Here is a 23508-nt window from a genome sequence, read left to right as displayed (position 1 = left end):
TCTTTTTCAATTTTTAAGGCAAACAACATGACTACTTACGCTGATCACCGTTTGGACTCCAGCCGCGTCATTCGCGCACCGAGGGGTAACACTCTGAGTTGTAAAAACTGGATCACTGAAGCTGCTTACCGAATGATCCAAAACAACCTCGACCCTGAGGTTGCTGAGAACCCCCAAAGCCTCGTGGTGTACGGCGGCATTGGCCGCGCTGCTCGAGACTGGGATTGCTATGACCAAATTCTGGCTTCGCTTAAAGACCTGAACGAAGATGAAACTTTGCTGGTTCAATCAGGCAAACCAGTGGGTGTATTTAAAACGCATGCCAACGCTCCGCGCGTTCTGATCGCCAATTCGAATCTTGTTCCGAAGTGGGCGAATTGGGAACACTTCAATGAACTCGATCGCAAAGGCCTGTTTATGTATGGCCAGATGACGGCGGGCTCGTGGATTTACATTGGTAGCCAAGGCATTGTGCAAGGAACCTTTGAGACCTTCGTTGAAGCCGGACGTCAGCATTACAACAACGACTGGACAGGTCGGTGGATTTTGACTGCGGGCCTTGGTGGCATGGGTGGAGCGCAGCCATTGGCAGCCACATTAGCTGGAGCTTGCTCACTCAATATCGAATGCCAACAAAGCAGCATCGACTTTCGTTTGCGCACCCGATACGTGGACAAGCAGGCCAAAGATATCGACGAGGCTTTTGCGATGATCGCGCACCACACGGCAGCTAAAGAAGCCGTTTCAATCGCTCTTTTAGGTAACGCTGCTGAGGTGTTGCCGGAGCTGGTTCGTCGAGCCCAAACTGGTGGTTTACGGCCCGATTTGGTAACCGATCAAACTTCAGCACACGATCTAATCAACGGCTATTTGCCCCCAGGTTGGTCAGTAGAACAATGGAAAGCGGCCCAGCACGATCCCTCGCAGCACGCTCGCTTGACGGCTGACGCAGCCCAAGGCTGTGCAACTCAGGTGCAGGCGATGCTGGACTTCCAAGCGATGGGCATTCCAACAGTGGATTACGGCAACAACATCCGTCAGGTCGCTTTGGACCATGGCGTGAAAAACGCCTTTGACTTCCCTGGCTTTGTGCCGGCCTATATTCGTCCCATGTTCTGCGAAGGTAAAGGCCCATTCCGCTGGGTGGCCCTCTCGGGAGACCCTGAAGACATTTACAAAACCGATGCCAAGATCAAGGAACTGTTTCCGAACAACAAGCACACGCACCGCTGGCTTGACATGGCGCGTGAACGAATCAGCTTCCAAGGCTTGCCTGCACGCATTTGCTGGTTAGGACTAGGTGAGCGTCACATCGCCGGTCTGGCTTTCAATGAGATGGTCCGTAATGGTGAGCTGAAAGCTCCTATCGTTATTGGACGCGACCACCTGGATACAGGCTCGGTGGCAAGCCCCAACCGCGAGACAGAAGCTATGAAAGACGGCACAGACGCCGTGAGCGACTGGCCGCTGCTCAATGCCTTGCTCAATACGGCAGGCGGTGCCAGCTGGGTCAGCCTGCACCACGGTGGTGGCGTGGGCATGGGATATTCACAACATTCAGGCATGGTCATCGTGGCAGATGGCAGCGATGCAGCAGCTGAACGATTGGCTCGTGTTCTAGTCAACGACTGTGGCTCTGGCGTGATGCGTCACGCCGACGCCGGTTACGAACTAGCGATCGCCACAGCCAAAAAGCAAGGTCTGAATCTCCCTATGGTCAAGTAATGTCATAGAAATTTAATCAAAGAAAATAGACGCGCTGATTCTTTTAAATCTATGACACTGCATCGATTTCATGTAGATGATTTACAAGCCACGCCCTGGAAAAATGGCGGTGGTGTGACACGTGAAATCGTCTGTCAACCCATAGGATCTGGCATTGGTGATTTTGACTGGCGAGTCAGCATCGCGCACATTGCCAGCGACGGACCATTCTCAGCATTTCCAGGGGTGGACAGAATCATCACTTTGATCAGCGGAGGCGGTGTGCATTTGAAAAGCAGCGATGGTGATGTAGATCACTTACTGAATGTGCCCTTGTTACCGTTTGCATTTAAGGGTGAGACCGACATCAATGCCAGCTTGTTAGATGATGACTGCCACGATTTCAACGTCATGACACGCCGATCAACTTGCAGCAATGTTTCTTTACAGATCATTCGCCATGGCTGCGATTGGCCTACTGCATCGCATGGTTTGGTTTTGGCAGTGCATGGTTATTGGCAGCTTAATGGTAATCATGAGGAGCACCTTGCACCGCAGGAAGGCTTTTGGTGGAGCGATTCGTCTTTGGCTTGGCAGCTACTTCCTAAAAGTCCAGATGCAGCGCTAATTGCTCTCAACCTTCACGTACAAAAGCTATGAGTATTGCGCCTCCTACACCTGCCTTGCCAAGCGCCGATGGTGTGTGGCATCACCTGCACTTCGCACCAGAGGCACTGGGAGCTGGTGCAGCCGCCTTGAGTGATGCGGCCATAGTGGTCGAACAAGGATCAATTGTTTGGGCTGGTTCTTATAGTGCACTACCCGGCAGCTATAGCTCTTGGTCCAAGCACGATGGACTGGGTGCAATGGTCACACCGGGGCTCATCGATTGCCACACGCATCTGGTGTACGGTGGTCAACGCTCGAATGAGTTTGCGATGCGCCTTGCTGGTGCCAGCTACGAAGAAGTTGCACGCGCTGGAGGCGGAATAGTCTCCAGTGTTAAAGCCACGCGTGAATGCAGTGAAGACGACTTGTTTGAGGCGGCTGTGCCTCGTCTGAAAGCTTTACTCAGTGAAGGTGTTTGTGCAATCGAGATCAAATCAGGTTACGGCTTGAGCTTGGAACATGAGCGAAAACAACTGAGAGTTGCGCGGCGTTTAGGTGAGTCGTTTCATGTCACAGTTCGAACTACGTTTTTGGGAGCGCATGCACTCCCGCCTGAATACACAGGACGCACCGACGATTACATACAACTGGTCTGCCAAGAGATGATGCCTTCTCTAGCGGCAGAGGGGTTGGTCGATGCTGTGGATGTGTTTTGCGAAACCATTGGTTTCTCGCTCGCTCAGACCGAGCGCGTATTCCAGACAGCGCAAAAATTAGGTCTGCCAGTCAAACTGCATGCAGAGCAACTGACTGATATGGGCGGTTCGGCGCTAGCGGCGCGCTATGGGGCGCTGTCGTGTGACCATATCGAACACCTGAGTGCCGAAGGTATTGCCGCAATGAGGGAGGCAGGAACCGTGGCGGTGTTGTTGCCCGGTGCTTATTACACCCTTCGCGATACCCACTTACCACCGATTGATGCACTGAGGTCGGCTGGCGTTTCCATGGCTGTGTCGACCGACCACAATCCTGGAACATCACCATCCCTGAGTTTGCTATTGATGATCAATATGGCTTGCACACTCTTCCGATTGACCGTGCCTGAAGCCCTAGCGGGCGTGACCCGTCATGCGGCGAAGGCCTTGAGACTGGAGGCCACACATGGGCAAATCGCTCTCGGCTCTCCCGCTAATTTTGTACTTTGGCCTTTTAGCGATGTCTCTGAGCTAGCCTATTGGTTGGGTCAACGCCCTGCGTGCAGCGTAGTGCGCCAAGGCTATTTAGCTGTTGATGGCATGAGCTTGCGTCGGAACACCACATGAAACACCTTAGCCTCTTTGCAGAACACGCCTTGTTGCCCACGGGCTGGGCGCGTGATGTTCTGTTGTCATGGAACGATCATGGTCTGCTCACAGATGTCAGTGTCCAGACAAGTTGTCCCACAGGTACCCCTCGCACCGCGGGTCCCTTGTTGCCAGGCATGCCTAATTTGCACTCGCACGCTTTTCAGCGAGCGTTTGGAGGACTGACCGAATACCGGAGCGCCACACAAGACAGCTTTTGGAGTTGGCGTAGCTTGATGTACCGATTTGCGGCGGCCATCACACCAGAGCAACTTGAAGCCATTGCGACAGGCCTATATGTCGAGATGCTAGAGGCCGGTTACACCAGCGTATGTGAATTTCATTACGTACATCATGATCGAGATGGTCGCCCCTATGCAGATGACGCCGTTCTTTCGATGTGTCTATTACGTGCTGCAGCTCGTGCAGGTATCGGGATGACTTTGCTGCCAGTGCTCTACCAAACCAGTGGCTTGGGAGCAACTCCGCCAAATGAGGGTCAGCGGCGCTTTATCCGATCTACCGACAACATGTTGGACTTACTGCAAAGGCTAAAGCCACTGTGCGAAGCACAAGGCGCCCGCCTTGGACTTGCACCGCATTCCTTGCGCGCCGTGCCGCCCGACAGTTTGCGCGAAGCTCTAATGGGTTTGCATTCAATAGACGCTGATGCTCCCGTTCATATTCATATTGCAGAGCAAACAGGTGAGGTCGACGCTTGCATTGCCTGGAGCGGACAGCGACCTGTGGAGTGGTTACTCAACCACACGCACGTTGATGCACGTTGGTGCCTAGTTCACGCTACTCACATGAGTGCTGCGGAAAGCGCCCGCGCTGCTCAGACTGGTGCTGTTGCAGGTCTATGCCCTAGCACCGAAGCTAATTTGGGTGACGGAATTTTCGATGCACACACTTGGTTGGAATCCGGTGGGCATTGGGGGTTAGGTTCAGACAGTCACGCCAGCGTCAATGCAGCTGAAGAAATGATGCTGCTGGAATACAGCCAACGTCTAGCCACGCGCCAACGCAATGTTCTGGTAACGGAAGAACAGACCTCAGTTGCTACAGCCATGACACTTGCTGCGGTTAACGGTGGCGCACAAGCATGTGGCCGCAAGGTCGCAGGTCTAGTAGTAGGCCAACAAGCAGATGCGATCGTGCTCGATGCCCAACACCCACTGCTGCGGAATCTACCCTCACCCGAAGCCATGCTATCAACCCATGTGTTTGCTAGCCACCGCCAATCAGCGCTATCTCAGGTATGGGTAGCTGGCCAATTGCAGGTCGAATCGGGTCGTCATGTTTTACATGACAACGCTTCGAACGGCCTGATAGCTGCACGTCAACAATTACTAGAGAACACACAATGACTTTTGAAACTACTGAACCTCCTTTTCGCTTTCGTAAGGGAACACGCCCACTACTGATCTCCATGCCGCATGTGGGTACCTACGTGCCGCCTGCCTTGGCCGCTCGTCTAACCGACGAAGCACAACGCGTACCGGATACAGACTGGCATCTCGAGCGTTTTTACGACTTTGCAGATGAGCTTGGAGCCTCTGTTCTTGTGGCTACACATTCACGCTTTGCGATTGATCTGAACCGTCCACCTGACGGGGCGAGTCTGTACCCTGGACAAAGCGTTACTGGACTGTGTCCAGTTGATTTGTTCGATGATCAGTCTCTTTATCGCGACCCAGCCGAAGAACCGGATGAAGCAGAGATTGCTGCACGCCGTGAAGCCATCTGGAAGCCTTATCACGCGCAATTAGCAAATGAATTAGCAAGCATGAAAGCCGAGCATGGCGTTGCTGCCTTGTGGGATGCTCATTCCATACGCTCTGTACTGCCGCGATTTTTTGAAGGTCGCTTGCCCGATCTGAATCTAGGTACTGCTGAAGGAGCCAGCTGTAGTCCTGTGTTAGCAGAACAACTTCTGGCAATTGGTCAAAAAGCATCAGGCTATAGCGCTGTGCTCAATGGTCGATTTAAGGGTGGGCACATCACACGCCAACACGGAAATCCAACTCAAGGTGTTCATGCTGTGCAGCTAGAAATGACGCAATGCAGTTACATGCAGGAAACCTGGCCTTTTGAATATTTGCCAGATGTCGCTGCGGGCATACAGCCGCATGTGCGAAGCATGCTAGAGGCAGTATTAGCATTTGTCGAAGGTTCGAAAAACGAGAATTGATGCCCTTCCCTACTTAGGTTAAATCCGTCTTACATGGCTCGGATAATAAAAACGCCCTAGAAACAAAAAAGGTTGCTAGGGCATATAAATACTGGACTGGCTGATGGAAACGACTGTGAATCTACACTTTCCACGTCTTCAACAATTCATTCACGTGTGCATGCGGCAATATGTGCCCTACACCCTGAACCAAGTGAACTTTGATCCAAACCATCTCGCCAAAGACTTTGGAATTTGCGCAACTCTGCCAATCCTCAGACCCAACGTGAATCTCGCAATTAACTGGAACTGGGAATTGTCCAGTGCTTGCTAGCTCAAGGAGCTTTGGCATTCCCCCATATCTGTAGACACCTATTCCAACTTTAAAAAAGCAAGTAAGTCGGAAAAACTTCAGTACAGCCCCTCTGTTCCTGTTGTCTATCTAGGCAAATAGCGGGTTGCGAGCAACACATTCCAAAAAAACCTACTTTTTGGAATTCATATTCCCAAAAAAAATGCGAGCTCCCTAACTGGGAACCCGCATAAATACTGGGGTGGCTGATGGGGCTCGAACCCACGACAACAGGAATCACAATCCTGGACTCTACCAACTGAGCTACAGCCACCGTAGAGGCAAAATTATAACCTAGCTATTTTGATTTCTGCCTTGAATTTTTCTTTTAATAGCTTGTAGTAAGCCAAGCCTTCGGCCGAGGCCCACCACTGGGCGTATTGCTCGCGCTCACGAGCCAGACCTGAAACATTGGCGGCATCGCGTGGCAGCACTTTTTCAACCTTCACCACGGCGTAGCCACTGGTACCCAAATCCACGCCCACCCATGCAGGCAAGGTTTGGGTGCTGGCTCGCAGCGCCGCTTCAACCAACGCAGAAGGCTGAGCTTGTTTTGATTCACGTGACACCACAATGGCGGCAGGTAGTTTGGCAGCATCAGGGCTGGCCTTCCACTCGGCCAATTTCGCAGCACCTTCCGCACGTGCACGCTCAGTGGCCAGTTGTGCCACCACTTGCTCGCGCACACGCGTTTTGACCTCATCCAAAGGCAAGGTGCGCGCAGGGCTGTAGCTGGTGATGCGGGCGGCAGCCAACACATTGGGAGCCAACTCCACCGCTTCGGTGTTGCGCTTTTTCTCAATCGAATCTTGTGAGAACACGGCAGCCAACAGCTTGGGATTATTGGCAGCGGTGTTGCCCGCCACAGGCTCACGGCCCAAGTTGCTGGCGTGTTGCACGTCAAGCTTCAAGCGCTCAGCTGCTGGCTTCAAGCTGTCCGATTGCTCGTACACGATGTTGGTGAATTGCTCTGCCGCTTCGGCAAATTTGCGTTGCGCCAATTGAGAGCGCACTTCTTGCTCGAGCTTCGCACGTTGAGATTCAAAGCTTTTTTGCTCAGGCTGCTTGATGTCGGTCACGCGAATGATGTGAAAACCAAACTCTGTTTCCACGACACCGCTGGTCTCGCCTTTTTTCAGCGCAAATGCGGCCTCTTCAAACGGCTTGACCATGGCACCACGACCAAAGAAATCGAGGTCACCGCCTTTGGCAGCGGAGCCTGTGTCTTGCGAGTTTTTGCGAGCCAACTCAGCAAATTGGTTAGGCGACTTTTGCACCTCAGCCAACAAAGCCTGTGCTTTGGCACGGGCTGCATCACGCTCGGCAGCAGACGCGCCTTTGTCAGCATTGATCAAGATGTGGCTGGCACGACGCTCTTCGAGGCCAGCCAAACGGGCTGCATTTTGTTCGTAGTACGTTTTCAGCTCTGCCTCGGGAACCGCAATGTCTTTTTGCACAGCAGCCAAGTTCAGCACAACGTATTCAATGTCGGCACGCTCAGCAGACTGAAACTTGTCGGCATTGGCCTTGTAATAAGCTTCTAAATCAGCCTCTGTCGGATTGATGTGCGCCACATAGTCAGACTGCGCAAAACGCGCGACTTGCACTTGGCGTTGCTCATAAAAAGCATTCAAGGTCACATCCGCCAAAGCCGCAGAACTAAAGCTGGTCACACCCACACCGGACATGACTTGACGCGACGCCAAATCACCGCGCACTTGAGCTTCAAACGATTCGGGCGACATGCCTTGCGTGGCCAACAATTGGCGATAACGCTCGATGTCCAAAGTGCCATCGGCGCGGCGCAAGGCTGCAATGGTGGGGTTTTGCTGCAACTCAGCGGCCAAACGGGCATCGCTGGCACCCAAACGCAATTGGCTGGCTGCCACTTGCAACAAGCGGTCACGCACCAGGCGCTCTAAGGTGCTGTATTTGGCTTCAGGTGTGTCAAACAGCTTCACATCCACATTGGGCATGCTGCTGCGCATACGTTCGACCTGGCTTCGGTGTGCCGCATCCCACTCGGCTTGCGTGATGTCGTGACCGTCCACCGTGGCCACCGTAGAGCCACCTTCTTTGAAACGGTTGTAGCCCTCAAGGCCAAACAAAACGAAAGATGGGAAGATCAACAGGAACAGCAAAAATTGCATGACCCGTGTGTGCTTGCGAACAAAATCAAACATGGAGTGGACTCATCGTGATGTGTGAGAAGCCAAGAAAAAAGGCGAACCGTGTGTTCGCCTTTTTAATGGGTGGTGGGTGCTGACGGGGTCGAACCGCCGACCTACTGCGTGTAAGGCAGCCGCTCTGCCAACTGAGCTAAGCACCCATCCTTAACCGTTCATTAGTTCAAGGCGTCTTTCAGACCTTTGCCTGGACGGAACTTAGGCACCTTAGCGGCCTTGATCTTGATCGCTTCACCAGTGCGTGGGTTACGACCTGTACGAGCGGCGCGCTTGCCCACTGCGAAAGTACCGAAACCAACCAAAGAAACAGTACCGCCCTTTTTCAGGGTGGTTTTCACGGCGCCGATGGTGGACTCGAGTGCGCGAGTCGCTGCAGCTTTAGAAATGTCTGCGTGCTTGGCAATGTGCTCAATCAGTTCTGTCTTATTCACAAAAATCCCCTCTCAATGAGATGTGATGTTGATCAATGGGTATGACTAATTTACAAGCCATACAGGTTATAGGCTGCTATGGGTGTTGGCCCTCTTGTTGCAACAAGCGTCACATCGAAAGTGGCTATGTACAGCACAGCATGGGAGCGAATTCTAGTCGTTTTTTGAAACTAAAAATTACAAGGCTTCAGCAATCGCACGACCGACATCTGAAGTATTAGCGTTACCACCAATGTCAGGCGTTTTGGGCGCGCCACTCTTGGGATTCAGCACCTTTTCAATCGCAGCCATCACTGCATCGTGTGCGTCCTTGTGACCCAAAAATTCCAGCATCATCGCGCCGCACCAAATCTGACCAATCGGGTTAGCAATGCCTTTGCCCGCAATGTCTGGCGCCGAGCCATGCACCGGTTCAAACAAAGAAGGGAACTTGCGATCGGGGTTCAAGTTGGCGCTGGGCGCAATACCGATCGTGCCGGTGCATGCGGGGCCTAAGTCACTCAAGATGTCGCCAAACAAATTGCTGGCCACCACCACATCAAAGAAGTCGGGGCGTTGCACGAAGTGGGCGGTCAAGATGTCGATGTGAAATTTGTCCACATTGATAGCGGGATAGTTCTTGGCCATCTCAACCACGCGCTCATCCCAATAAGGCATGGTGATGGCAATGCCGTTGGACTTGGTCGCGCTGGTCAAATGCTTTTTAGGACGGGTCTGCGCCAACTCAAAGGCAAACTTCAACACACGGTCCACGCCAATGCGTGACATCACGGTCTCTTGCATCACGATCTCGCGCTCAGTGCCGGGGTACATGCGGCCACCAATGCTGGAATACTCACCTTCGGTGTTCTCACGCACGATGTACATGTCAATCTCGCCAGGCTGGCGTGGTGTGCCGTCACGGCGCACCACGGGCGCGATGATGCCTGGCATCAAACGGGCAGGACGCAAGTTGATGTATTGGTCAAACTCACGACGGAACATCAACAGCGAGCCCCACAGCGAAATATGGTCTGGGATTTTGTCGGGCCAACCCACTGCGCCAAAGTAAATGGCATCGTGGCCGCCGATTTGGTCTTTCCAATCGTCGGGCAGCATCTTGCCGTGCTTCTCGTAATAGTCCCAGCTAGAAAAGTCGAAGTGGTCAAACTTCAAATCGATGCCAAATTTACGGGCCGCTGCATCCATCACGCGGATGCCTTCGGGCATGACTTCTTTGCCAATGCCGTCACCGGCGATCACTGCAATGCGTTTTTGACTCATCTTCAACCCTTAGCAAAAATTCACAAACATTCAAAAAATTAAGCGGCGATTTTAGGAGGCCGCACCACCAAGCTCACCCCTGCAGCAGTCACCACAATGCCTGCCAGTGTCACCAAGGTGATGGGCTCATTAAACAAAATCCAAGCCATCACAGCGGTGGTGGGTGGCACTAAGTACAACAAACTGGTCACCGACGCCGCTGCTCCACGTTGGATAAGGATGTAGAACAACGAGCTGCCGCCCAAGGTCAACACCAGCACCGCCCACACCATGGCCCAAGTCATCTCGGCATTCCACAAAGCAGGCTCGGTTTCCATTAAGGCCAATGGCAAGGTCACCAAATAAGCGGCCATGAGCTGTACGGCATTGGCACTGCGCACATCGCAGGGCTGGACAAATCGTTTTTGATACAGCGTACCCGTGGTGATGGACACCAATGCCATGGTGATCATGGTCAGGCTCCAAGGTGTGACTTCAATGCCGCCTTCAAGCTTGCGTGACACCACCATGGCCAAACCCACAAAGCCGAGGGCCAAACCTTGCCATTGACGGCGCGACACATGGCCACCACGCGCCGACAGCCAAATGGCGGTGATGACCGGTTGCAAACCCACAATCAAAGCGGTCAGGCCCGCGCCCATGCCCACCTTCACGGCGGCCCATACGCCACCCAAATAGCCGGCATGCATCAACACGCCCGTGACGGCCAAATGCCACCACTGCGCCCTGCCCTGCGGCCAAGGCACACGCGCCCATTTGACCCACAGTACAAAACACAAAATGGAAAAAACGTAGCGCCACAACAAGAAGGTGAAGGGTGGCGAGTTGGGCATGCCGTAGCGCGCCACGATGAAGCCGGTGCTCCAAATCAACACAAACAACCAAGGCATGGCGTTGAGCCATGCAAGCCTGCGTTGCTCAGGCATTACTTGGCGTGGTCCACGATATCGGGCCAAGCCTTTTGCAGGTAGTACACCATCGACCAAACGGTCAACACGCCTGCAATCCAAATCAACACCGTGCCCCACAAGGCCGTGTCAATCACGCCCATGATTTGGCCGTCGTACAGCAAGAAAGGAATAGCCACCATTTGCACCATGGTCTTCAACTTGCCCAGCACATGCACAGCCACGCTGCGAGAAGCGCCAATTTGAGCCATCCACTCACGCAAAGCCGAAATGGCAATTTCGCGCCCAATGATGATGAGCGCCACCAACACATCAGCGCGCCCGAGGTGTACCAAGATCAGCAACGAAGCACACACCAAAAACTTGTCAGCCACTGGGTCAAGGAACGCACCAAAGGCCGAGGACTGGTTGAGCTTGCGAGCCAAGTAGCCATCTAGCCAATCGGTCAACGCAAACACCACAAACATCACGGTGGCCCACAGATTGCGCTCCGCCGTGTCGATCGGTAAATAGAACAACCCCACGATGAGCGGTATGGCCGCAATGCGCGCCAGAGTCATGAGCGTAGGAATGGTCCACATAGATGTGTTTACTCGTAAATGATGTGTGATTGCCCCTCATGGGCCTGAGCCATCCAACTGGCCAAAGCCGCGTCACTGGGGAAAAACTTGGCGCTGTCACCCAACTGTACGTCAGCCGTGGCACCGTCGCGCAGCAGCTTCAATCGTACGCCCATGCCACGCACCAACTCGCCCTGCTCGGATTGCTCCACTTTGGCGGGGTGGTCGCGCAACATGCGCGCAATGTCAGGCGAGGTGCCGTTGACCGTGACACTGAGGTATTTGCCAAAGCGGCAACGCGCTTGCTCAAGGCTCCACACCTGCTGGATAGACAAACGCAAGCCACCCGAAAAACGGTCAGGCTGCGCCTTGCCCATGATGATGACCAGCTCATCATCCTTCAAGGTGTTGCGGTAGGTGTTGATCGTGGCCTCATCCGCCGTGGCTTCGATGACGGTTGATTTGTCGTCGAGTTTGAAGATGGCCAGCTTGCCGCGCTGACCGTTGATGACACGCATGTCGCTCACGATGCCAGCTAACAACTGTGGCTCACGTGAATCCATCAAATCTTCAATGCGGGTGCGGGCAAAGCGGCGCACCTCGCGCTCGACTTCGTCGAACAAATGGCCGGACAAGTAAAAGCCCAAGGCCACCTTCTCGTGCGTGAGGCGTTCTTTCACACCCCAAGGCAACATTTCCACGTATTCAGGCTCTTGGGTGCTGGAGCCGTGGGCGTCTTCGCCCATCATGTCAAACAAGCCGCCTTGGTTGGCGTTGGCTTCGCTGGCTGAGGCAAAGTCAAACGCACGTTCTACGCTGGCCAACAGCTCGGCACGGTTGAGGTGCAAGTTGTCAAACGCACCGGCTTTGATGAGGGCTTCGACCGTGCGTTTGTTCAAACGGCTGCGGTCCACGCGGCGGCAGAAATCAAACAAGCTGGTGAATGGCCCGTCTTCACGCGCGGCCACGATGGCTTCGATGGCTTGTTGGCCTGAGCCTTTGATGGCACCTAGTCCGTAGCGAATGACTTTGTCTGAGATAGGTTCGAAGCGATAAAAACCACGGTTCACATCAGGCGCTTCAAACGTGAGGCCCATCTTGTGCGCGTCTTCAAACAACACCTTGAGCTTGTCGGTGTTGTCCATCTCCACCGTCATGTTGGCACAGAAGAATTCGGCCGTGTAATGCACCTTCAACCAACCGGTGTGATACGCCAACAGCGAGTAAGCAGCCGCGTGCGACTTGTTAAAGCCGTAGCCCGCAAACTTTTCCATCAAGTCAAAGATTTCGTCGGCTTTGTCTTGGTCGATGCTGTTCTTGGCGGCGCCCTCGCGGAAGATGGCACGGTGTTCGGCCATCTCTTCGGCCTTCTTTTTACCCATCGCGCGACGCAACATGTCAGCGCCACCCAGCGAATAACCGCCCAAAATCTGCGCGGTCTGCATCACCTGCTCTTGGTACACCATGATGCCGTAGGTCTCGGACAACATCTCAGCCACCATGGGGTGCGGATACTCAATGGTTTCGCGGCCGTGCTTACGTGCCACGAAGCTTGGAATCAAGTCCATCGGACCCGGACGGTATAAGGCGTTCAACGCAATCAAGTCTTCCAAGCGCGTGGGCCGCGCATCGCGCAACATGCCCTGCATGCCGCGACTTTCAAACTGGAACACAGCTTCGGTTTTGCCGTCTTGGAACAGTTCGTACGTGCGCTTGTCGTCGAGCGGGATGTTTTCAAACGCGAAGTTCTCTTGGCCCTTGTGGCGGGCCATGATGAACTCGCGCGCAATCTCCAAAATCGTCAGCGTGGCCAAGCCCAAAAAGTCGAACTTCACGAGGCCCGCCGCTTCGACGTCGTCTTTGTCAAACTGACTCACCGCCGATTCGCTGCCGGGCTGCTGGTACAGCGGGCAGAAGTCGGTCAACTTACCTGGGGCAATCAACACACCACCCGCGTGCATGCCCACGTTACGCGTCATGCCTTCGAGCTTTTGCGCTAACTCTAAAAGCGTCTTCACTTCATCTTCTTTGGCCAAACGCTCGGCCAAGATGGGCTCGACCTCGATCGCACCGGCGATGGTGATGTGCTGACCGGGCTTGTTGGGAATCAAGCCACTGATGCCTTTGCAGAACGTGTAGCTCATGTCGAGCACGCGGCCCACGTCACCAATCGCGGCACGCGCCGCCATCGTGCCGAAGGTGGCAATTTGCGACACGGCTTCGCGGCCGTATTTGTCTTTCACGTAGTCAATCACGCGGTCGCGGTTGGTTTGGCAAAAGTCAATGTCGAAGTCGGGCATGGATACCCGCTCTGGGTTCAAGAAACGCTCAAACAGCAAGTTGTATTGCAGCGGGTCAAGGTCGGTAATCTTCAACGCATACGCCACCAATGAGCCTGCTCCCGAACCACGGCCGGGACCCACAGGGCAGCCATTGGCTTTGGCCCACTGAATGAAGTCACCCACGATCAAGAAGTAGCCGGGAAAGCCCATGTTCAAAATCGTGGTCAGCTCAAACTCAAGGCGCTCCACATAACGTGGACGCTCTTCGTCGCGTTTGGCTTGCACGGGGTACAGATGAGCCAAGCGGGCTTCTAAGCCCTCGTGCGACACGTGACGGAAGTAATCTTCCACCGACATCACCACACCGTTCACAGGCGGGATGGGGAAGTTGGGCAGCTGCGGCTTGCCGAGCACCAAGGTCAGGTTGCAACGCTTGGCAATTTCAACGGTGTTGGCAATGGCGCTAGGCACATCGGCAAACAGCTCGCACATTTGTGCGGATGATTTGAAATACTGCTCGCGCGTGAACTTGCGCACACGGCGTTGGTTACCCAAGATTTCGCCTTCGGCAATACACACACGCGCTTCGTGCGCTTCGTAATCGTCGGGCTCGGTGAACTGCACAGGGTGTGTGGCCACCACGGGCAGGCTCAAACGAGCGGCCAGTTGCACGGCGGCAGACACATGGGTGTCGTCATCCGCACGGCCTGCGCGTTGCAGCTCAATGTAAAAGCGATGCGGGAAGATGCCAGCCAACTGCAAGGCCACTTCACCTGCACGCGTGGTGTCGCCCTGCACCAAGGCTTGGCCCACCGCACCAGCTTGTGCGCCCGACAAAGCAATCAGGCCTTGCGACAACTCTTGCAGCCATTCCAACTTGATGATGGCCACAGCCCTGTGCACGTTTTGCGTCCAGCCACGGCTGATGAGTTCACACAGGTTCAAGTACCCCTGATGGTTTTGCACCAACAACACCATGCGCGAAGTCTGCGCGGCGTCTTGGGTGAGGCTTTCCAGGTAAATCTCTGCGCCGATGACGGGCTTGACGCCCTTGCCACGGGTTTCTTTGTAAAACTTGATGGCACCGTACAGGTTGTTGATGTCGGTGATGGCCAGCGCGGGCTGTTGATCGGCTGCGGCTGCTTTCACCACCTCGTCGATGCGGTTGGTCCCGTCAACGACAGAAAATTCGGAGTGAAGGCGCAAGTGAACAAACATGGGTTGAGATTGTAGGGACACCCCGTTACTTAGAATGGCTGGGTGAACCAAATCCTGAATATTTCTTGCTACAAATTCATCGCCCTGCCCGATGCCCAAGACCTGCGCCAACCTTGCTTGGACAACGCTTTGGCGCGCCAGCTCAAAGGCACCATCCTGATAGCAGAAGAAGGCATTAATTTCTTCTTGGCCGGCAGCGCCGAAGATGTGCGCTGCTTTGTCGACTGGCTTCGTACCGATCCACGCTTGGCCGACCTGGCGCCCAAAGAAAGCTGGTCAGACACGCAACCGTTTCGCAAGATGTTGGTGAAGGTGAAAAACGAAATCATCCGCATGAACCACCCCAGCATTCGCCCCGCCGAGGGCCGTGCACCTGCGGTGACGCCCGAAACAGCGAAACGCTGGCTGGACCAAGGCCATGATGACGAAGGCCGCCCAGTGGTCACGCTGGACACACGCAATCAGTTTGAGGTGGATGCTGGCACGTTCAAGAACACCATCAACTGGGGCATCACCAAGTTCACCGAATTTCCTGATGCGGTGCAAGCGCACTTAGACGAGTTGCAAGACAAAACCGTGATTAGCTTTTGCACCGGCGGCATTCGCTGCGAGAAAGCAGCCATCTACATGCGCAATGCGGGCCTGCCCCATGTGTACCAGCTCGAAGGCGGCATCCTCAAATACTTTGAAGAAGTGGGCAACGACCACTACGACGGCGGCTGCTTTGTGTTTGATGAGCGCCGGGCCGTGGGCGCTGACCTCAATGCCACGGGCTTGGCGCCCGATGGCACATTCCCCATTACTCTTCCAACAGCGTCAGCACCTCAGACTTAAATTCACGGGTGTACAACACGCCGGCCACCAACAGCGTGGTCAACACAAACATGGCGGGTGAAAAAAACCAGCCCAGTGCGGCAAAAGAAAAATAGTAGGCACGCAAGCCGCCGTTGAAGGTCTCAGCGGCCAAACCTGTCATGGCAGCCGCACGATCGGCATAGCGCTGACGGTCTGTCACCTCACCGCTTGCAAAGCTTTCAGCGGGGGGCATGGCGCCAATGAGCAGCGCCACAAAGGTGTACTGACGCATCGACCATGAGAAGCGAAAAAACGAGTACACAAAAATCACCACCAACACCAAGATCTTGAACTCAAACACCAAGATAGGGGTTTGCACAGCAAACGGAATTTCGCGCACCAGTTCGGCCGCTTTGTCGGTGGTGCCCAGCAAGGCAAACAAGCCACCCAAAATCAAAATCGTGGTGGAGCAAAAAAATGCGGGCGTGGCCGACAAGGTCTGCGTGATGATGCCATCCAACATGCGGGGATCGCGTCCTGTGGTTTGCAACATCCACAAGTGGCGATAGCGGTTGGTCATGGCCAAGATGGAGTGATGGTGCTCGCTGCTGTACTTCGCAAACGCCGCGTAGCCCATCCACACCAAGACAAAAAATCCGAGTGCAAACCAATCGGCCCAAGGCAAGAGTTGAATGATCTTCATGGTTTGAATACTAACCAAAGAAAAAGGGCAGCTCTGAGGAACTGCCCTTTTATTTCACCCGCCGCTCATGACGGAGGTTAGTGAACCGCGAATTAGCCGCGCAATTTGGCAGCCACTGCCGCCACGCGCTCGCCATAGGCTTTGGCCGTGTCCAAGTCGCCTTGAGGGATGTCAGCGGCGGGGCTGGTAGGACCCACTTGAGCCATCACGCCAGAGTTAGAACCAATGCGGTTGATGTTGCCGTCGTTCATGGCAGGTTGGCCCACCCACACCATGCCTTGTTGCATGGCCAAAGTGATGAAGTACTGAACAGTCGACAGCTTGTCACCGCTGGGGCTGGCAGAGATGGTGAAACCACCGGCCACTTTGTCTTTCCAAGCGCTGCCGAACCAACGCTTGGACGTCGCGTCTGCAAACTTCTTGAACTGCCATGAGGCCATGCCCATGTAGGTGGGTGAACCGAAGATGATGGCATCAGCCGCATCCAAAGTTTCCCAATCGGCATCAGTGATGTTGCCGTCTGCATCGATGGCAATGACAGTGGCTTTCGCGCCTTCGGCGACGAACTGAGCCACGCGTTGTGTGTGGCCGTAGCCTGAGTGATAAACGACGACGGTTTTGGTCATGTTGAATTCCTAGTGAGGTTGAAGAAACGTAAACGGAAAGTGTGTGAATTATTGAGCTTGTTTTTTAGCGTCCAGGCTCCAAGCGCCAGCGCCTGAAGACACCAAAACCAATAAGCCGCCCACCACGCCGATGTTCTTAAAGAACAAGAGCTGCTGGACAAATGCTTGCTCAGGCGCCGCAGCCCAGAAAGCATGGAAGAAGACAGAAGCCACCAGAGTGAAGACCGCCAGCACTGCCGCCACGATGCGGGTTTGGAAACCCACGATCAACGCGACAGAGCCCAAGATCTCCACAGCCAGCGCTGCAGCAGCGCCCACAGCGGGCAAAGGCAAACCAACGGAAGCGATGTAGCCCACGGTGCCTTCAAAGCCCGAGAGCTTTGACAAACCTGCAGGCAAGAACAGTGCGGCCAACAAAATGCGGCCAATGAGGCTCAGTGCGTTGTTCATGAGAGTTTCCTTTGAAGATATGAAATAAAAATCAAGGGGCCAAATCAAACACCAGCACCTCGGCATCTTGGCCGTGTGTCAGGTGAATACTCGGTTCGTTGTCTAGCAATGCTGCGTCACCGGTGGCCAGTGCCACGCCATTGACTTGCAAACTGCCGCGAATCAAGTGCACATAGGCTTTGCGACCCGGTGCAATGTCCAATGTCGCAGCTTCGTCGCCATCAAACAAACCCGCGTACAACGCGGCGTCTGCATGAATTTTCACCACCGCATCCTCAGGCGCCGCAATGCGGCTCAGCGCACCGCGCTTAGAAACGGGGGGCACTTGCCTTTGCTCGTAGCTGGCGGGAATGCCGCGCACATTAGGCTCAAGCCAAATTTGAAAGAAGTGCGTGGTCTCGTCTGGCGCGTGGTTGAACTCGCTGTGCTGCACACCGCTGCCCGCGCTCATGCGCTGCACATCACCGGGCGGAATGCCTTTGATGTTGCCCATGCTGTCTTTGTGCGCCAAGTTGCCGCTCAGCACGTAGCTGATGATTTCCATGTCGCGGTGGCCGTGTGTGCCAAAGCCTGTGCCCGGTGCAATGCGGTCTTCGTTGATGACGCGCAAATTTCCCCAGCCCATGAACTCGGGGTTGTAGTAATTGGCGAACGAAAAGCTGTGAAATGACTTGAGCCAGCCATGATCGGCGTAGCCTCGGTCTTGTGATTTGCGAATGGTCAACATGGCGTGGTCTCCTGTTTTTGTCCTTGACCTGAACTTTAGGCCTTCGCCCCACTTTTGCCATGCATGGCATTTGATGGCATCATTCAAATTATTTGAATGATCAAAGCCTCATTGCATGACCTCTCCCCGTGACGTCCTCACCCCCGATTCGCTGTCCATGCTGCACGCGATTGAAAAAGCAGGCAGCTTTGCCGCTGCCGCCCGCGCCCTAGGACTGGTGCCCAGCGCCCTCACCTACCGCGTGCGCCAAATCGAAGATGCACTCGATGTGCTGCTGTTTGATCGCAGCTCGCGCCAAGCCAAGCTCACCGCCGCAGGCCGCGAACTGATGCGTGAAGGCGCACGCCTGCTGGCCGACATGGACGCCATTGCCAACCGCGTCAAACGCGTGGCCACGGGCTGGGAAAGCCAGTTCACCATCGCGGTGGACGGCATCATCGATCGCACCACGGTGATGGAATTGTGCGAAGCCTTCATGGCCTTGAACGCCCCCACGCGCCTCAAGCTGCGCGACGAAACCCTCACCGGCACGCTCGAAGCATTGACGAGCGGCCAAGCAGATTTGGCACTGGGCATTGCAGGCTCGTTCAGCGAAAGCGGCACGACTTCGGGCATTCACAGCCACGCACTGGGCCCTATGCGCTTTGTGTTTGCCATGGCGCCGCATCACCCATTGGCACAAGCCCCAGAGCCCTTGACCGATGCGCTCATTGGCCAACACCGCGCCGTGGCCGTGGCTGATTCGGTGCAACGTGGAGCAGGCGTGACGATTGGTTTATTGCCGGGTCAAGATGTGTTCACTGTCTCCAACATGCACAGCAAAATTGAAGCGCAGGTGCGTGGCTTGGGCGTTGGATTTGTGCCTGAATTGATGGTGCAGCCCTTGATTGACCAAGGCGTGTTGGTGGTGCGCGAAGTGGACCGCCCACAACGTGTAGCCCAACTCAGTTACGCTTGGCGCATCCCCGATGGCAACGAAGGCGAGCGTGGTGGACGCGCTTTGCAGTGGTGGCTCAAACAACTCAAAAGCACCACCACACGCTCCGCGCTATTGGTAAACCCCCGACCCAATCAACCCACACGGAAGGTGTAGAGTGCAGCCATGACCTTAAACATCGCCATCATCGGAGCCGGCATCGCTGGCATCACAGCAGCCCGCACTTTGGCCCAAGCTGGCCACCATGTGCATGTGTTTGAAAAGAGCCGTGGTGCAGGTGGACGCATGTCCACCCGCCTGAGCAACTTCGGCACTTTTGACCACGGCACGCAATACTTCACCGTGCGCGACCCACGCTTCTCACTGGCCTTGCAAACCGTGCCCGGCACCTCCGACATTTGCCGCCCTTGGAGCGCCAACGCCGTGCGCGTGCTCGACCCGCTGGGCCATGTGTTTGAAGCAGCCCGCGCCACCAAAGACGCGCACTTTGTGGCCAAGCCCGGCATGAACGCCTTGGTGCGCCACTGGGCCGAGCCACTGGGCAAAGCCATCACCTACAACACACAAGTCAACCGCCTAGAGCGCGGCGCCAAAGGCTTGTGGACACTCCATACCGTCAACAGCACCTCTGGCAAAGAAGTGGCCCAAAAACACGCGGGCTTTGACCATGTGTTGCTCGCTGTTCCTTCGGTACAAGCCGAGAACTTGCTCAAAGCCTCCGGCAAAGAAGCAGCCAATGCGCAATGGCTCAAAGCCATGGACGCCGTCAACGTGGCTCCATGCTGGACCATGATGGTGGCCTTCCCCAACGCCACACAGCCCAACCTGCACATCGGCCCACAGTGGAACGCGGCCCGCAGCATTCACCACCGCATTGCGTGGTTGGCGCGCGAGTCATCCAAGCCCGGTCGCGGCAAGGTGGAGCGTTGGACGGTGCAAGCCAGCGCCGCTTGGTCTGCCGAACACATCACCGACACCGAAGCGCGTGTGAAAGCCAAACTCTTACGCGCGTTTGCTGAACTGACGGGCATCCGCGCCGAACCAGCACACGCCGAACTACACCGCTGGCTCTATGCCAAAACCATCACGCCACTAGGCGTGTCACACCAGTACAACCCAGCCAATGGCTTGGGCACCTGTGGCGACTGGCACTTGGGCCACCGCGTGGAAGACGCGTTTGTGTCTGGCCTTGAACTCGCCTTGGCTGTTTGCCAATCAGCCAAGCGTTTGTAATTGCCGTACATCGGTCGATTCGCTCCCTCCCCCACGGGCCCGCTGCATGCGGGCTCGCTCGTTGCTGCCCTCGCCAGTTGGCTGGACGCTCGTGCACACGGCGGCCAATGGCTGGTGCGCATTGAAGATGTGGACACACCGCGCTGTATACCCGGCGCAGATCAACTCATACTCCAACAACTCGCCACCTGTGGCCTTGTGCCAGATACCCCTGTGATGTGGCAATCAAAACGCGGCGATGCCTACCAAGCCGCGCTAGACGCCTTGATCGCCAAAGACTGGGCCTACCCCTGTGGTTGCTCACGCAAAGAGATTGAAGATGCCCAAGCTGTGCTGGGCCATGCACGCGAACGCCACTCCGCCGCCGTCTACCCCGGCACATGCCGCAACGGCTTGAATGGCAAAACTGCACGTGCATGGCGACTGAACGTGCAGCGCGTCATCGACGATCTGAAGCTGCCCACGCCTTTGACATGGCAAGACCGTTTGCTCGGGCCACAACAACAAGACGCGGCTCAAGAGGTGGGCGACTTCGTGCTGCGCCGCGCCGACGGCCTGTGGGCTTACCAACTCGCCGTGGTGGTGGACGATGCCGCACAAGGCATCACCCACATCGTGCGCGGGGAAGACTTGACCGACAACACCGCACGACAAATCGTGCTGCAACATGCGTTGGGCTTGCCCACACCGAGCTACATGCACACGCCGCTGGTGTTGGGTGAAAACGGGGAAAAACTCAGCAAGCAAAATGGTGCGGAGGCCTTGGACCTCTCCAACCCTTTGGCTGCACTGAATGCCGCCGCCGCACGACTCAATCTAGCGCCCCAAAGTGGCTCGCTCACAGAGGCTCTTACCCATTGGGTCAAGGCTTATGAAAAGTCGATGTAAAGACCTGCCAGTCATCTTTTGTGCGTATCACCTGGTACGACTGCCTCCAACGGCGAATCAACTCACCTTCGTTTGACAGCATCAGCCAATCAAAAGACACGAGCCGACTGTCTTGCCCTTGCGCCAGCACTTCAAAGTTTTCTGTCTCAAATCGTTCATACCCTTCGGCCCGCCAAGCGCTTGAAACAGACGCATACAAACGCGCTCCGTCTGCATGCGTAGGAATGACCATCACAGAACCATCGGCTCGAACGCTCATCGCAGGCTCATGAAACAAGACGGCAAAACTTGCCCAATTTTGTTGATCGAATTCGGATTGGTACCGCTTGAAAAAATCAATCATGTCGTGCATCAAGCTCATCCCTTTTCTTTAAGAAGTGAATTATGCGAGAGCTGTTGACATACCTAATTTATTCCCATGCGGTCCCGCGATAATGGGCCCCTATTTTTAGATTTCTCAGCCATGACCACCGCCGACACGCCCACTACTCCAGACGTCAAAAAAACCGACACCCCATTCATGCGCGTCATCAAAACTTACGTGCTGCGTGCAGGACGCATGGGCCCCGGTCAGACACGTGCGCTTGAGCAATTTGGCCCTCAGTTTTTGGTGCCCTACACGCCTGAGCGTTTGGATGTGTCTGCTGCGTTTGGCCGCACTGCCCCACTGATTTTGGAAATTGGTTTTGGCATGGGCGACGCCACGGCCAAGATTGCGCACACGCGCCCTGACGACAACTTTTTGTGCTGCGAGGTTCACGCGCCCGGCGTGGGAGCGTTGCTGAAGCGCTGTGGCGAAGAAGGCATTGGCAACATTCGCATCGTGCAGCACGACGCGGTCGAGGTGATGGACCACATGCTGGGTGAGAACAGCCTAGACGGCGTGCACATCTTCTTCCCAGACCCTTGGCACAAGAGCCGCCACCACAAACGCCGTTTGATTCAAAGCGCATTCGTCAACCGCTTAGCCAAACACATCAAGCCCGGCGGCTATCTGCACTTGGCCACCGATTGGGAACCGTACGCAGAGCAAATGATGCAAGTGGTGTCTGCCGAGCCTTTGCTCAAAAACACCGCCACCGACCCAAGCGGTTTTGCCGAAAAGCCCGCCTACCGCCCACTCACCAAATTTGAAAACCGTGGCTTGAAGCTCGGCCATGGTGTGTGGGACTTGGTGTTCACCAAGGTCTAAGGCGTCTGAAAGCCACGCCTATGCGAATCCCCACGCGCAACGGCGTAGGCGCCAGCCGCGTGTCGCTACCCGTTGGGCATTGGCCTACGGTGCTGGATTTTTTGTTGGAGCGCATGCCAGACATCTCGCGTGACGAGTGGCTGCATCGCTTTGAACATGGCTTGGTGCTGAACGTTGATGCCCAGCCCGTGGCTGCCACACAGGCCTACACACCGCGCACCAAGCTCTACTACTACCGCCACATCGCCAACGAACCCGTGTTGCCGCAGAAGGCCAGCATCGTGTTTGAAGACGAGCGTTTGATCGTGGCCGACAAGCCGCACTTCATGCCGGTTACGCCAGCTGGCCGCTATGTGCAGCAAAGCTTATTAGTGCAACTCAAGCACCTCACAGGCAACGACGACCTTGTGCCCCTGCATCGCATCGACCGCGAAACTGCGGGCCTCGTGATGTTTGGCAAGCGTTTGCAAGACCGCGATGCCTATCACGCACTGTTTCGCGACAAAGCAATGCACAAGGTGTACGAAGCGGTGGCAGCCTACAACCCCGCGTTAGAGTTGCCGCGCGTACACATCAGCCGCCTACAACCCGACGAACTTTTTTTCAGAACACAAGAGGTAGATGGCGAGCCCAACAGCGAAACACGCATCAGCTTGCTCAAAGTTGAGGAAGCCCGTGCGCTGTATCAGCTAGAGCCTGTCAGCGGCAAACGCCATCAACTGCGTGTGCACATGATGGCGCTGGGCCTGCCGCTAGAAGGTGACCAGTTTTACCCCACCGTGTTACGCGGGCCAGATGCGGAGGAAGACTTCAGTCACCCTCTGCAACTGCTGGCCAAAAGCGTGGCCTTCACAGACCCAGTCACGGGTGAGGCACGAGAGTTTCACAGCGCTTTGCGTTTGAGTATTTCTGCGTAAAGCTCAAAGCG

General features: G+C 55.3%; 22 protein-coding genes and 2 tRNA genes. 11 read left to right on the top strand and 13 right to left on the bottom strand.

All coding sequences use genetic code 11. The features are described 5' to 3' along the window. Positions 1-27 precede the first annotated feature (27 nt). The 5 genes from hutU to hutG are packed head-to-tail and all read left to right on the top strand — an operon-like array spanning position 28 to position 5850. Complete coding sequence (hutU, locus tag C5F52_RS15480; protein ID WP_104799259.1) at positions 28-1725, top strand: urocanate hydratase; 1698 nt, start codon at positions 28-30, stop codon at positions 1723-1725. A gap of 51 nt (positions 1726-1776) precedes the next feature. Continuing rightward, on the top strand, positions 1777-2364 hold the full coding sequence (locus tag C5F52_RS15475; protein ID WP_104799258.1) for a HutD family protein: 588 nt from the start codon (positions 1777-1779) through the stop codon (positions 2362-2364). Continuing rightward, positions 2361-3635, top strand: a complete 1275-nt coding sequence (hutI, locus tag C5F52_RS15470; RefSeq protein WP_104799257.1) for an imidazolonepropionase — start codon at positions 2361-2363, stop codon at positions 3633-3635. Before C5F52_RS15475 ends, hutI begins: the two co-directional genes overlap by 4 nt. Continuing rightward, a complete protein-coding gene (locus C5F52_RS15465; protein ID WP_104799256.1) occupies positions 3632-5026 on the top strand; it encodes a formimidoylglutamate deiminase in 1395 nt (464 codons plus the stop codon). Before hutI ends, C5F52_RS15465 begins: the two co-directional genes overlap by 4 nt. Further along, on the top strand, positions 5023-5850 hold the full coding sequence (gene hutG / locus C5F52_RS15460) for an N-formylglutamate deformylase (RefSeq protein WP_104799255.1): 828 nt from the start codon (positions 5023-5025) through the stop codon (positions 5848-5850). Before C5F52_RS15465 ends, hutG begins: the two co-directional genes overlap by 4 nt. A gap of 529 nt (positions 5851-6379) precedes the next feature. Here hutG and C5F52_RS15450 read toward each other — a convergent pair. The 8 genes from C5F52_RS15450 to dnaE all read right to left on the bottom strand — a co-directional run bounded on the left by C5F52_RS15450 (position 6380) and on the right by dnaE (position 15029). Then, a tRNA-His gene (locus C5F52_RS15450) sits at positions 6380-6455 on the bottom strand. Between the two features lie 13 nt (positions 6456-6468). Next, entirely contained in the window at positions 6469-8364 is a 1896-nt protein-coding gene (locus C5F52_RS15445) for a SurA N-terminal domain-containing protein (RefSeq protein WP_104799253.1), read from the bottom strand. A 70-nt stretch (positions 8365-8434) separates the two neighbouring features. Then, a tRNA-Val gene (locus C5F52_RS15440) sits at positions 8435-8510 on the bottom strand. Positions 8511-8525: 15 nt separating this feature from the next. Continuing rightward, positions 8526-8798 (bottom strand): HU family DNA-binding protein, encoded by a 273-nt coding sequence (locus C5F52_RS15435; protein WP_104799252.1) that lies wholly within the window; start codon positions 8796-8798, stop codon positions 8526-8528. Positions 8799-8975: 177 nt separating this feature from the next. Next, entirely contained in the window at positions 8976-10061 is a 1086-nt protein-coding gene (locus C5F52_RS15430) for a tartrate dehydrogenase (RefSeq protein WP_104799251.1), read from the bottom strand. Positions 10062-10099: 38 nt separating this feature from the next. Continuing rightward, complete coding sequence (locus C5F52_RS15425; RefSeq protein WP_104799250.1) at positions 10100-10987, bottom strand: DMT family transporter; 888 nt, start codon at positions 10985-10987, stop codon at positions 10100-10102. Continuing rightward, a complete protein-coding gene (gene pgsA, locus C5F52_RS15420; RefSeq protein WP_104799249.1) occupies positions 10987-11550 on the bottom strand; it encodes a CDP-diacylglycerol--glycerol-3-phosphate 3-phosphatidyltransferase in 564 nt (187 codons plus the stop codon). The genes C5F52_RS15425 and pgsA overlap by 1 nt, the downstream gene beginning before the upstream one ends. A gap of 8 nt (positions 11551-11558) precedes the next feature. Beyond that, positions 11559-15029: a DNA polymerase III subunit alpha gene (gene dnaE, locus C5F52_RS15415; protein WP_104799248.1), complete on the bottom strand. Its 3471-nt coding sequence runs from the start codon at positions 15027-15029 to the stop codon at positions 11559-11561. A gap of 42 nt (positions 15030-15071) precedes the next feature. On the opposite strand from dnaE, the gene C5F52_RS15410 reads away from it, so the two are divergent. Next, the gene (locus tag C5F52_RS15410; protein WP_104799247.1) at positions 15072-15863 is read left to right on the top strand and encodes a sulfurtransferase; all 792 of its coding nucleotides are present in this window, start codon (positions 15072-15074) and stop codon (positions 15861-15863) included. On the opposite strand, the gene C5F52_RS15405 is transcribed toward C5F52_RS15410, so the two are convergent. The 4 genes from C5F52_RS15405 to C5F52_RS15390 form a co-directional block, all read right to left on the bottom strand. Beyond that, a complete protein-coding gene (locus C5F52_RS15405; protein ID WP_104799246.1) occupies positions 15829-16527 on the bottom strand; it encodes a DUF599 domain-containing protein in 699 nt (232 codons plus the stop codon). The genes C5F52_RS15410 and C5F52_RS15405 overlap by 35 nt on opposite strands. Positions 16528-16619: 92 nt before the next feature. Continuing rightward, a complete protein-coding gene (locus C5F52_RS15400) occupies positions 16620-17153 on the bottom strand; it encodes a flavodoxin family protein (RefSeq protein WP_104799245.1) in 534 nt (177 codons plus the stop codon). A 48-nt stretch (positions 17154-17201) separates the two neighbouring features. Beyond that, a complete protein-coding gene (locus C5F52_RS15395) occupies positions 17202-17603 on the bottom strand; it encodes a DoxX family protein (protein WP_104799244.1) in 402 nt (133 codons plus the stop codon). Positions 17604-17634: 31 nt separating this feature from the next. Further along, positions 17635-18330, bottom strand: coding sequence for a pirin family protein (locus C5F52_RS15390; RefSeq protein ID WP_104799243.1), 696 nt, complete (start codon positions 18328-18330; stop codon positions 17635-17637). A 115-nt stretch (positions 18331-18445) separates the two neighbouring features. On the opposite strand from C5F52_RS15390, the gene C5F52_RS15385 reads away from it, so the two are divergent. The 3 genes from C5F52_RS15385 to gluQRS are packed head-to-tail and all read left to right on the top strand — an operon-like array spanning position 18446 to position 21388. Beyond that, positions 18446-19423, top strand: coding sequence for a LysR family transcriptional regulator (locus C5F52_RS15385; protein ID WP_104799242.1), 978 nt, complete (start codon positions 18446-18448; stop codon positions 19421-19423). 9 nt (positions 19424-19432) lie between these two features. Then, entirely contained in the window at positions 19433-20500 is a 1068-nt protein-coding gene (locus C5F52_RS15380) for an NAD(P)/FAD-dependent oxidoreductase (RefSeq protein ID WP_104799241.1), read from the top strand. Then, the gene (gene gluQRS / locus C5F52_RS15375; protein WP_104799240.1) at positions 20501-21388 is read left to right on the top strand and encodes a tRNA glutamyl-Q(34) synthetase GluQRS; all 888 of its coding nucleotides are present in this window, start codon (positions 20501-20503) and stop codon (positions 21386-21388) included. It abuts the gene before it with no gap. Here the strand turns inward: gluQRS and C5F52_RS15370 are convergent. Further along, the gene (locus C5F52_RS15370; RefSeq protein WP_161499712.1) at positions 21363-21740 is read right to left on the bottom strand and encodes a hypothetical protein; all 378 of its coding nucleotides are present in this window, start codon (positions 21738-21740) and stop codon (positions 21363-21365) included. The two genes, gluQRS and C5F52_RS15370, sit on opposite strands and share 26 nt — an antisense overlap. A gap of 111 nt (positions 21741-21851) precedes the next feature. On the opposite strand from C5F52_RS15370, the gene trmB reads away from it, so the two are divergent. Then, a complete protein-coding gene (trmB, locus tag C5F52_RS15365; RefSeq protein ID WP_104799238.1) occupies positions 21852-22580 on the top strand; it encodes a tRNA (guanosine(46)-N7)-methyltransferase TrmB in 729 nt (242 codons plus the stop codon). Positions 22581-22600: 20 nt separating this feature from the next. Then, complete coding sequence (locus C5F52_RS15360; protein ID WP_104799237.1) at positions 22601-23497, top strand: pseudouridine synthase; 897 nt, start codon at positions 22601-22603, stop codon at positions 23495-23497. The last annotated feature ends 11 nt before the right edge of the window (positions 23498-23508 follow it).

It is taken from the genome of Limnohabitans sp. TS-CS-82, assembly GCF_002943475.1.
Note: the sequence above shows the minus strand (reverse complement) of the source record. Positions and strands in the feature narration are given on the sequence as shown.

Excerpts from the sequence above, each read along its gene's own strand:
- hutU (WP_104799259.1), top strand. The coding sequence starts at position 28 with ATGACTACTTACGCTGATCACCGTTTGGACTCCAGCCGCGTCATTCGC.
- C5F52_RS15475 (WP_104799258.1), top strand. The coding sequence starts at position 1,777 with ATGACACTGCATCGATTTCATGTAGATGATTTACAAGCCACGCCCTGG.
- hutI (WP_104799257.1), top strand. The coding sequence starts at position 2,361 with ATGAGTATTGCGCCTCCTACACCTGCCTTGCCAAGCGCCGATGGTGTG.
- C5F52_RS15465 (WP_104799256.1), top strand. The coding sequence starts at position 3,632 with ATGAAACACCTTAGCCTCTTTGCAGAACACGCCTTGTTGCCCACGGGC.
- hutG (WP_104799255.1), top strand. The coding sequence starts at position 5,023 with ATGACTTTTGAAACTACTGAACCTCCTTTTCGCTTTCGTAAGGGAACA.
- C5F52_RS15445 (WP_104799253.1), bottom strand. The coding sequence starts at position 8,364 with ATGTTTGATTTTGTTCGCAAGCACACACGGGTCATGCAATTTTTGCTG.
- C5F52_RS15430 (WP_104799251.1), bottom strand. The coding sequence starts at position 10,061 with ATGAGTCAAAAACGCATTGCAGTGATCGCCGGTGACGGCATTGGCAAA.
- C5F52_RS15425 (WP_104799250.1), bottom strand. The coding sequence starts at position 10,987 with ATGCCTGAGCAACGCAGGCTTGCATGGCTCAACGCCATGCCTTGGTTG.
- pgsA (WP_104799249.1), bottom strand. The coding sequence starts at position 11,550 with ATGTGGACCATTCCTACGCTCATGACTCTGGCGCGCATTGCGGCCATA.
- dnaE (WP_104799248.1), bottom strand. The coding sequence starts at position 15,029 with ATGTTTGTTCACTTGCGCCTTCACTCCGAATTTTCTGTCGTTGACGGG.
- C5F52_RS15405 (WP_104799246.1), bottom strand. The coding sequence starts at position 16,527 with ATGAAGATCATTCAACTCTTGCCTTGGGCCGATTGGTTTGCACTCGGA.
- C5F52_RS15400 (WP_104799245.1), bottom strand. The coding sequence starts at position 17,153 with ATGACCAAAACCGTCGTCGTTTATCACTCAGGCTACGGCCACACACAA.
- C5F52_RS15395 (WP_104799244.1), bottom strand. The coding sequence starts at position 17,603 with ATGAACAACGCACTGAGCCTCATTGGCCGCATTTTGTTGGCCGCACTG.
- C5F52_RS15390 (WP_104799243.1), bottom strand. The coding sequence starts at position 18,330 with ATGTTGACCATTCGCAAATCACAAGACCGAGGCTACGCCGATCATGGC.
- C5F52_RS15385 (WP_104799242.1), top strand. The coding sequence starts at position 18,446 with ATGACCTCTCCCCGTGACGTCCTCACCCCCGATTCGCTGTCCATGCTG.
- C5F52_RS15380 (WP_104799241.1), top strand. The coding sequence starts at position 19,433 with ATGACCTTAAACATCGCCATCATCGGAGCCGGCATCGCTGGCATCACA.
- C5F52_RS15370 (WP_161499712.1), bottom strand. The coding sequence starts at position 21,740 with ATGCACGACATGATTGATTTTTTCAAGCGGTACCAATCCGAATTCGAT.
- trmB (WP_104799238.1), top strand. The coding sequence starts at position 21,852 with ATGACCACCGCCGACACGCCCACTACTCCAGACGTCAAAAAAACCGAC.
- C5F52_RS15360 (WP_104799237.1), top strand. The coding sequence starts at position 22,601 with ATGCGAATCCCCACGCGCAACGGCGTAGGCGCCAGCCGCGTGTCGCTA.